This is a genomic window from Ectothiorhodospira haloalkaliphila ATCC 51935, assembly GCF_000633935.1.
Taxonomy (GTDB): Bacteria; Pseudomonadota; Gammaproteobacteria; order Ectothiorhodospirales; family Ectothiorhodospiraceae; genus Ectothiorhodospira; species Ectothiorhodospira haloalkaliphila.
In genome coordinates this window covers 90,858-94,255 of sequence record NZ_KK214996.1, presented here as the reverse complement: position 1 = coordinate 94,255, position 3,398 = coordinate 90,858, and the positions used below count along the sequence as shown (strand labels likewise).

At 66.6% G+C, this 3,398-nt stretch carries 4 protein-coding genes; all 4 read right to left on the bottom strand.

Annotated features, from left to right (window positions below):
- Positions 1-160: 160 nt before the first annotated feature.
- The 4 genes from ECTHA_RS16735 to ECTHA_RS16730 are packed head-to-tail and all read right to left on the bottom strand — an operon-like array spanning position 161 to position 3,157.
- Entirely contained in the window at positions 161-370 is a 210-nt protein-coding gene (locus ECTHA_RS16735; protein WP_025281226.1) for a hypothetical protein, read from the bottom strand.
- Positions 367-1,167: an ExeA family protein gene (locus ECTHA_RS0102255; RefSeq protein ID WP_025283052.1), complete on the bottom strand. Its 801-nt coding sequence runs from the start codon at positions 1,165-1,167 to the stop codon at positions 367-369. The genes ECTHA_RS16735 and ECTHA_RS0102255 overlap by 4 nt, the downstream gene beginning before the upstream one ends.
- A gap of 4 nt (positions 1,168-1,171) precedes the next feature.
- The gene (locus tag ECTHA_RS0102250; RefSeq protein ID WP_026623466.1) at positions 1,172-2,515 is read right to left on the bottom strand and encodes an IS481 family transposase; all 1,344 of its coding nucleotides are present in this window, start codon (positions 2,513-2,515) and stop codon (positions 1,172-1,174) included.
- 45 nt (positions 2,516-2,560) lie between these two features.
- Positions 2,561-3,157 carry a hypothetical protein gene (locus ECTHA_RS16730; RefSeq protein WP_026623440.1) on the bottom strand — a complete coding sequence of 199 codons (597 nt, stop codon included), beginning with the start codon at positions 3,155-3,157 and terminating at the stop codon, positions 2,561-2,563.
- Positions 3,158-3,398: the final 241 nt, after the last annotated feature.

The following is a 3,398-nucleotide window of genomic DNA, read 5'->3' as shown; positions in this document are numbered from 1 at the left end:
GTTTCCCAGATTATTCCACGCCCCTTTTCCCACACAGATCCTGGCTACAGGCCGAGTGTTTTCCCGGATTATGCCCTCGGGTGGAAGATTCCTGGAAGGTGAACGGATGCGGGAAGCTGGGGGCGCGAGCCTTGGGTGACTCGCGCCCGGGGGCAAGGACTCAGAAGGGATCCTGCTCGTCGTCGAACAGGGAGGTCTGGCGGGTGTCGATGGAGGGCGCTCGCTCGGCGGCCAGGGCTTCCTGCAGGGCGAGGTCGTAGCGCTGGCCGATATGCTCGGTGAGGATCTCCAGCAGTTCCCACACGGCCAGAGCCTGTTCCGGGGTCCAGTGGCCTGGCAGCGGGATGGTGAGGGTGTGGTGGTGGTTCATGGTCGCAGTTCCTCCAGGGCGGTCTGCAGGTGCTCGGCACTGACCTGGCGGACCTGTTGCTGGGCGGCGCAGGTCAGGGCGTAGTGGGCCAGGCGGCCGACAGGGCGGGGCATGCCGTGGGTGGCCTGATAGAGGGCCTCGATGGCCTCCGGCTCGAACAGGGGCAGTTCGCAGCCGACCAGGCGCAGACGGTGGGCCAGGTAGTCGGGCAGTTCCTCGCGGCTCAGTCCCCCCAGGTGATGGCGCACGACGAGTCGCTGGGCCAGGGACTCGTGCACGGCCATGCCCAGGCGCCGGCGCAGCTCGGTGAGGCCAACGAACAGCAGGCACAGACGGGGATCGGAGTCCATGGCGTAGTTGGTGAGCAGGCGCAGATCCTCCAGGACATCGTTGCGCAGGTGATGGGCCTCGTCGATGATCAGGACCGGCAGTTGCTTGCTCTCCAGGGTGAGCCGGGAGATTTCGGCGCGCACCTGGCGGAAGGCGCTGGCGCGATTGCGTTCGGTGGGCAGGCCCAGTTCCCAGGCGATGGACTTGTACATGTCCATGACATTGCCGGTGGTCAGGGGGATGTAGAAGGTACGATAGAGTCCCGAGTGCAGGGTGCTGGTGATGCGTCGGCAGGCGGTGGTCTTGCCGCTGCCGGCCTCGCCGGTGAGCAGGCCGATGCCCCGCAGGCGCAGCAGGTGCCTGAGCCGGGCCTGGGCCTCGCGCAGGGTCTGGGACTCGAACAGGTCTTCACTGGCCACGCTGGGTTCGAAGGGATAGGCGGTCAGGCCGAAGTGCTTGCGGTACATGGCCTCAGTCCTCCCCCGCCTCGATATCGAAGTCCCGCCAGTGCATCCCCGAGGGGCTGGGTTGCGGGCCCTGATCCTCACTGCGGGCCTCGCGCGAGGGCGTGTTGCGCTTGACGAAGCAGTTGGCGTACAGGTCCACGGGCCTGGCGGTTTCCACGTACCGGCCTTGATGGACGATCTGCACGGTGCGCCGGGTGGCGCCGGGGTCGTAGCGCAGCGTGACGCGCTCGCCGATGAGGGCGGCATCCACTTCGTAGATCACGCCGTCGAGGCTGACGGTACGGTCCTTGTGGACCTTGCGTACCGCCTCGAACAGGCACAGATCCTCCAGATCCAGACTCGGGTCCAGATAGCGCACCTGGTCACCGTCCTGAGCCCACCGCTCCAGGGGCGTCATCCCGTCCAGGCCGCGATGGGGGTCGTGGTGATACTCCCCCTCAACCCAGGCCCACAGGCGCCGGTTGAGGGCCTCCAGGCTGGCGGTATCCTCCGGGGTGAGGGTGTTCAGTAGCTGGGCGCGTAAGGTCCTGAAAAAGCGTTCGATCTTCCCCTTCCCCTGAGGGCGGTAGGGACGCGCATGGATCAGAGCGATACCCAGCCGGGCGCAGACCAAGGCCAGGTGATGGGAGCGGTAGTTCGCGCCATTGTCAGTGTATAAGCGTTCAGGGAGTCCGCGCTTGCTCAGAGCCTGGCGCAGCACGGGCAGGAAGGCGCGGGTGTTCTCCGAGAGGGCGAAGGCGGCATGGGGAACCACCCGGGTGGCATCGTCCATGAAGGCGATCAGATAGGTCTTGCGGCGCACGCGCCCTTCGACGGTGACACTGGGGCCGTGCATGACATCGCTGGACCAGAGCTGTCCGGCTCGGGCGAAGGCGAAGCGGCGGCGATCCTGGTCATGAGTGGCCTCGGCCTGGCGCTGCATCAGCCCATGACGCACGAACAGGCGGTGGACCGTGGAAGGTGGCAGCGGCAGATCCGCGTCCACCGCGCCGTTGTCACGCAGGTGCCGGATCACCTGGCGCACGGACCAGGAGGCATGTTCCTCCTTCAGGGCGATCAGGGCCTCGGTGACGGTCGCTGACAGGCGCCGGGGCTGGCCACGATCCTGGCGCGGCTTGGGCAGCAGGGCGTCAAAGCCACCCTGGCGGTACTTCTTCATCCAGTCCCGCAAGGTCTCGGCGGCCACATGGGTGCGATGGCTGCCAGGGATCTGATGGGTGCGGGCGGCAATGGCATGGAGCTGGGTATAGAGCCCGGGCGCGCCGGGCGGCCGACGCACCAGGTCGGCGATCAGCCCGAAACGGAACAGGGCGATCTCGTGGCGCAGGTCATGAGAGGGATCGGGCATGGCAGCGTCTCCGGGGAAAACGACCCAAACGGTCGCTCCACGACGCTACGCCCCGCTGCCAGGCGGGTCAGGGCCCATTGTGTGTTGGCGCGACGGGGAGGTGGACACACCGCCACTGCAGCGGTGGGCAAAACCGAATGGCGGCGGTAACTGATCGAGCCAGGGCGCGGCAATCTCACGCAGGGCGGGGAGCAAGGGTGTCTGACCTAATGCGATCTGGCAGGCGGTCAAGGTGGGGGCGCAGTCGGTGAGCAGGTCGAGTAGCAGTCCCCTGAGGCGGTGCAAGCAATCGTCTATCGCATCCTTGCGGCGGCGTACCCAGCGCACCGCCCCTGCCTCCTCGATCTCGGGGCGCAGCATCCTGGCGGCCGCCACCAGACTGGGCGCGATCTCCGCGGTCATCACCGCCACTTCCACCGCCTGTAGCTTCCCCGACCAGCGGGCCGCCAGACAATCAGGTATCAGGGAAAACGTGCGGTGCCCCTGCGGGCAATACCAGCGGGCGATCCGTGCCCCCCGAGGCCGCTTGCGCGCATAGCTGCCGTGGCGGGCAAAGCCACAGCCCCCGGCAGGATGCAGCGGACAACACGTCAGGCTTGCTTTCAACCAGCCTTGCTGGGTAACGTATTGTTCGCCGGTCAAAGGCGTTCTCAACCGCAATAGCACACCGGCCACCGGCCCGCACGGCGGCTACCGTGGCGGGCCACTTTTATGGGTTGGCCTCAGATCATGCCCCTGTCCGCCCCGATCCGCCAGCCCGGTGAATCAATCCGGGCACTTCGCCTCACACCCGACTCACACTCTGCCACCACGCTGGCTCTATCAACGAGGAAATAATCCGCTTCAGATCAGGCGGTGATCAGCGATTTGGGGTGGGAAACAA